Genomic DNA, 4461 nt, shown 5'->3' on the forward strand with positions numbered 1-4461 from the left:
GGGAGCTGTCACGGGTGTTCGTCGCTGCCGACGACGCGATCGCCAAGCGGATCGTGATCCGCACCGCCGGCGCCGGCGAGCGGGTGTGCGTGCACACCCGCGACATGAAGCGTTGGGCCAGCGTGCGGATGCCGGTGGTCAGCGTCGTCAGCACCTCGCGGCCGGCGCCGCGCACCACCGTCAGCGTCGTCGAACTCGCCCGGCCGGACGCCAGGGACGTCGCGATCTCGCCCGCGCCCCGGCCGGCCACCGTGATCACAGTCGCCCCGGCCGGCACCGCGCTACCCGACGGTCACGGGCACGCGTTCGAGGTGGCCATCCAGCAGGTGAGTGGTGCGACGGTGCGAGTCACCGCGGCCGGCGAGACATGGCTGGTGAACATGGACCTGTTTCGTGCAGAGAACCGCTATGTCAACCTCGAGTCGGTCGCGATGTCGTTCGCGACCTAGCCAGGATGGTGCAGACAATGGGGGACTTGCTCACGGCGCGTCGGCATTTCGACCGCGCCATGACGATCAGGGACCGGCAGGGGCCCGCCGCAGCGCTGCCGGAGTTCGTCGCTGCCACCGAAGCCGACCCCTCGATGGCCGACGCCTGGCTCGGCCGGATTGCCTGCGGCGACAACGATCTGGCCTCGCTGAAGCGGCTCAACCATCATCGCGAATGGTTGCACCGGGAGACCACCCGGATTGGCCGCACGCTCGCTGCCGAGATGCAATTGGGCCCCTATATCGGCATCACGGTCACCGACGCGTCCCAGGTGGGGTTGGCGCTGTCCTCGGCGCTGACGATCGCCGGCGAATATGCCGAGGCGGACAAGCTTTTGGCCAACCGCGAGCTGCTCGACTCGTGGGGCAACTACCAGTGGCATCAGCTGGCGCGGGCGTTCCTGATGTATGCGACGCAGCGCTGGTCGGATGTGTTGTTGACGGCAGCGGAAGAGCTGCCGCCGCAGGCGATCATCATGTCGGCGGTGACGGCGTCGATCTGCGCACTCGCGGCGCATGCCGCCGCACACCTCGGGCAGGGCCGGGTGGCGCTGGACTGGCTGGATCGCGTCGACGTGATCGGCCAGAATGCGTCGTCGAGCCGGTTCGGCGCCGAGGTGTTGACCGCCTCGATCGGCCCGGCCGACATTCCGCTGCTCGTAGCGGATTTGGCGTACGTGCGCGGCATGGTGCACCGCCAGCTGCACGAGGAGGACCGCGCCCAGATCTGGCTGTCCAAGGCGACCATCAACGGGGTGCTGACCGATGCGGCGAAGGCCGCGCTGGCCGACCCGAACCTGCAGCTGGTCGTGACCGACGAGCAGACCATCGCCAGCCGCACCGACAAGTGGGACGCCTCGACGGCGAAAAGCCGCGAGCAGCTCGACGACGCCGAGGCGGCCGAGCGGCGCGCCGAGCTATTGGCCGAGGGCCGCCGGCTGTTAGCCAAACAGGTGGGCCTGGCGGCGGTCAAGCAGGCGGTGTCGGCGCTGGAGGACCAGCTCGAGGTGCGCATGATGCGCCTCGAACACGGGCTACCGGTGGAGGGCCAGACCAACCACATGCTGCTGGTGGGACCACCGGGAACCGGCAAGACGACCACTGCCGAGGCGCTGGGCAAGATCTACGCCGGGATGGGCATCGTGCGCCACCCCGAGATCCGCGAGGTCCGCCGGTCCGACTTCTGCGGCCACTACATCGGGGAATCCGGGCCCAAGACCAACGAGCTGATCGAAAAGTCGCTCGGCCGAATCATTTTCATGGACGAGTTCTACTCGCTGATCGAACGCCACCAGGACGGCACCCCCGACATGATCGGCATGGAGGCCGTCAACCAGCTGCTCGTCGCTTTGGAAACCCATCGATTCGACTTCTGCTTCATCGGGGCCGGCTACGAGGACCAGGTGGACCAATTCCTCACGGTCAACCCGGGTTTGGCCGGTCGGTTCAACCGCAAACTGCGGTTCGAGTCGTACTCGCCGGCCGAGATCGTCGAGATCGGCCAACGCTACGCCACCCCGCGGGCCAGCCTGCTCGACGATGGCGCCCGGGAAGCGTTCTTGGCGGCGGCCACCACGATCCGCAACTACACCACTCCCGGCGGTCAGCACGGGATCGACGCCATGCAGAACGGCCGGTTCGCCCGCAACGTCATCGAGCGCGCCGAGGGGTTCCGTGATACCCGGGTCGTCGCCCAGAAGCGGTCGGGCCGGCCCGTGACCGTCGAGGACCTGCAGATCATCACCGGCGCCGACATCGAGGCAGCCGTGCGCAGCGTGTGTTCGGACAACCGTGATATGGCCGCCATCGTCTGGTAATCGGCGGTCGACACCGTCCGCTAGCCGACGGGATCCGCGCTGTCCGGGAACCTGCCGGTGGCCTGGAAGATGACCCGCCTGGCGATTTCGACGGCGTGGTCGGCGAAGCGTTCGTAGAACCTGCCCAACAGGGTCGCATCGACCGCGGCGGCCACGCCGTGTTGCCACTCGCGGTCCATCAGCTCGGCGAACAGCTCGCGATGCAGGTCGTCCATCGCGTCGTCTTCGACGTTGATGAGGCGCGCCTTTTCGGGGTCACCGGTGCGCAACACCTCTTCGGCGGCACTGCCCAATTCGACTGCCACGCGGCCCATCTCAGCAAAATAGCCGTTGGCCTGTTCGGGCAGCACATGTTCGGGATGGCGGCGGCGAACGATCTTTGCGACGTGGGCGGCCAGGCCGCCCATGCGTTCGACGTCGGCGCAGAGCCTGATCGCGGTGACCACGGCTCGGAGGTCGCCGGCCACCGGCGCTTGCAGGGCGAGCAGCACGAACGCGGAGTCTTCGGCGGCGCCGCTCATCTTGGCGAGCTCGCCCTTCTCGGCGATGACCTTTTCGGCCAGCACAAGGTCGGCCTGCAGTAGGGCCTGGGTGGCGTCCTGCATCGAGGCGCCGGCCATTGCGCACATATCGGCGAGCTGCTCATTGAGGGCGGCTAGCTGCTCGTGGTAGGCCGTGCGCATTGCCCTAGGTTACGTCCGGCCAGGTTACGCCGCTGTTCGGGTTAGCTTTGCTCCAGGACCGGACGGCAATCTCCGACAGGGATGCGGCGAGACAGGTTGCGACGGGTCCTGATTGGACACGGCGCGCAGGTCAGCCCACGCCGCGATTTCGTCGTTCGCTCAGAAACTTTGACCAGGACGCCATCTCGGGGTGCCGCTGGAGCAGGGCCCGTCGTTGGCGCTCGGTCATCCCGCCCCAGACACCGAATTCCACCCGGTTGTCCAACGCTTCCGCTCCGCACTCCTGCATAACCGGGCAGTGTCGGCAGACCAGCGCGGCTTCGCGCTGGGCGGCGCCCCGGACAAAGAGTGTGTCGGGGTCGATGGTCCGGCAGCGGGCTCGAGACACCCAATCGGTCGGTTCCGCCGCTCCCGCGCTGCGCAGCGCTCCTCGGGAAACCGCACCTTGCCGCCTTTGACCGGCGTCCTGTGATCCTGACATCGGCTTTCTCCCCGGCTCGACATCCCCACCGCAGCAGAACACACTGCCCTGATTCCCGGGAGGTCACCGCTGAAAACCCGGCAATGCAGCGATTCGTCTGCTTGCAATGTAGCCGTTCCCGGCAGTTGGCGTGCGGTTACCGCGGGCGGATCAGCGAAGTCGTGTCCAAGGCGGATAAGGATGAATCGACCCGCCGGACAAGGGATCAGGCGTTAGGCGATCGGGTCGATGGCCTCTCGCCGACACACAGCGCGAGAAAATCAGCAGGATTTCTCGCGCTGTTTGACGTTCGGCTCGAACCGGAACACGGCGACGCGGCCCGCCAGCGCCTCGAATTCATCGGCGGTTCCGTCGCGCACCATCCCCGAGCGCTTCGCGAACGCCACCCCGACGGGCACCTCGGTGGCGAACGCCCGTAGCACCGGACGCGCCTCGTCGCCGTCGAGCTCGATAATCCTGACCTCGCGCGAGCGTCGGCCCCGGCTCAGTGTGCCGCTGCCCGCGGCGCGGGCGTTGGCCGCCCAGTCGGCGCCGGGGTAACCGGCCACCACGTAGAGGCCGCCGCCAAATTCGAACGGCGTCATCGGAGTGCGGCGCGGCTGACCCGACTTGCGGCCGGGCACCGTCAGCACCATGGCGGGTCCGGTGGGGATCCCCAGCCGCTGGACCGCCATCATCACCTTGTTCATGGGCTTGAGATAGCGCGGCGGGCGTGGCTCGGACACGTCAGGCTCCTTTCGCTTGGGCGAACAGGTCGCGGTGCTCCGAAACCCAATGCGCGACCGGCGTCGCCGGCCGGCCGAGGATCTTCTCCACGTCGTGGGTGACCAGCGCGGGCTTGTCGAGCGTCTCGGCGAGCATGGCGATGTAGGCGTCGGCGAAGTCGGCGCCGAACCCGATGGCGATGAACCGCTGCCGCACCACTTCCGTCGGCGCCTCCTGGTAGCGCAGCGGCCGGCCGAGGACGTCGCCGATCGCCGCGGCCAGCTCGG

Annotated in this window: 4 protein-coding genes and 2 pseudogenes; 2 read left to right on the plus strand and 4 right to left on the minus strand. The window is 68.0% G+C overall.

Annotation, left to right across the window (positions count from 1 at the left end; translation table 11 throughout):
* Together A5712_RS28280 and eccA are read left to right on the plus strand one after the other, a co-directional pair.
* A pseudogene (locus A5712_RS28280) lies at window positions 1-449 on the plus strand (type VII secretion protein EccE); the annotation flags it as partial.
* Window positions 450-454: 5 nt separating this feature from the next.
* The gene (gene eccA, locus A5712_RS28285; protein WP_156766815.1) at window positions 455-2305 is read left to right on the plus strand and encodes a type VII secretion AAA-ATPase EccA; all 1851 of its coding nucleotides are present in this window, start codon (window positions 455-457) and stop codon (window positions 2303-2305) included.
* A gap of 20 nt (window positions 2306-2325) precedes the next feature.
* Here eccA and phoU read toward each other — a convergent pair whose 3' ends face one another.
* The 4 genes and pseudogenes from phoU to A5712_RS28300 form a co-directional block, all read right to left on the minus strand.
* Window positions 2326-2988: a phosphate signaling complex protein PhoU gene (phoU, locus tag A5712_RS28290; protein WP_068113337.1), complete on the minus strand. Its 663-nt coding sequence runs from the start codon at window positions 2986-2988 to the stop codon at window positions 2326-2328.
* Window positions 2989-3118: 130 nt separating this feature from the next.
* A complete protein-coding gene (locus A5712_RS30560; protein WP_082973703.1) occupies window positions 3119-3469 on the minus strand; it encodes a WhiB family transcriptional regulator in 351 nt (116 codons plus the stop codon).
* A 260-nt stretch (window positions 3470-3729) separates the two neighbouring features.
* Window positions 3730-4194 carry a nitroreductase family deazaflavin-dependent oxidoreductase gene (locus A5712_RS28295; protein WP_068113341.1) on the minus strand — a complete coding sequence of 155 codons (465 nt, stop codon included), beginning with the start codon at window positions 4192-4194 and terminating at the stop codon, window positions 3730-3732.
* Window position 4195: 1 nt separating this feature from the next.
* A pseudogene (locus A5712_RS28300) lies at window positions 4196-4461 on the minus strand (nucleoside-diphosphate sugar epimerase); the annotation flags it as partial.

Source organism: Mycobacterium sp. E2327 (assembly GCF_001672675.1).
In the GTDB taxonomy this organism is placed as follows: domain Bacteria; phylum Actinomycetota; class Actinomycetes; order Mycobacteriales; family Mycobacteriaceae; genus Mycobacterium.

Excerpts from the sequence above, each read along its gene's own strand:
- eccA (WP_156766815.1), top strand. The coding sequence starts at position 455 with ATGGTGCAGACAATGGGGGACTTGCTCACGGCGCGTCGGCATTTCGAC.
- phoU (WP_068113337.1), bottom strand. The coding sequence starts at position 2,988 with ATGCGCACGGCCTACCACGAGCAGCTAGCCGCCCTCAATGAGCAGCTC.
- A5712_RS30560 (WP_082973703.1), bottom strand. The coding sequence starts at position 3,469 with ATGTCAGGATCACAGGACGCCGGTCAAAGGCGGCAAGGTGCGGTTTCC.